Source organism: Polaromonas sp. P1_G2, assembly GCF_056405515.1.
Genome location: NZ_JBFUBY010001579.1, coordinates 1 through 382 on the forward strand (window position 1 = coordinate 1; position 382 = coordinate 382).

Genomic DNA, 382 nt, shown 5'->3' on the forward strand with positions numbered 1-382 from the left:
GGACAGGAACGGCATGTCCTTCATTCTCGGCGCGCCGCAATCGGGCGCCACCAATACGACGCTGCATGCCATCGGCGCCACCTACGGCGTCCACAAGCTGCTGTCGGATACACTGCACTGGTCCGCGGATGGGCATTGAAGGCGGAAACGCAGAATGAAAAGGGCGCCGGTGGCGCCCTTTTCACATTCCGGTTTGTTGTTCAGAACAGGAAATCTGCTGCTGACAGATCGTGGATGTCGACATGCTTGAGCACGATCTCGTTGCCCTTGCCGGCATCGATCACCGTATCATTGCCGTCCTGCCAGATGCGGTGGTCGATGAGCATGTTGTCGAAGCTTGAGAGTGTGGAGACGCCGCTGAGGTCGAGCACGTCGTGATCGT

The 382-nt window shown here is 58.6% G+C and carries 1 protein-coding gene; it reads right to left on the bottom strand.

Annotated features, from left to right (window positions below; translation table 11 throughout):
* Window positions 1-200 precede the first annotated feature (200 nt).
* The coding region (locus tag AC1D0P_RS31630; protein ID WP_477680339.1) for a hypothetical protein at window positions 201-382 on the bottom strand (182 nt) is incomplete at its 5' end.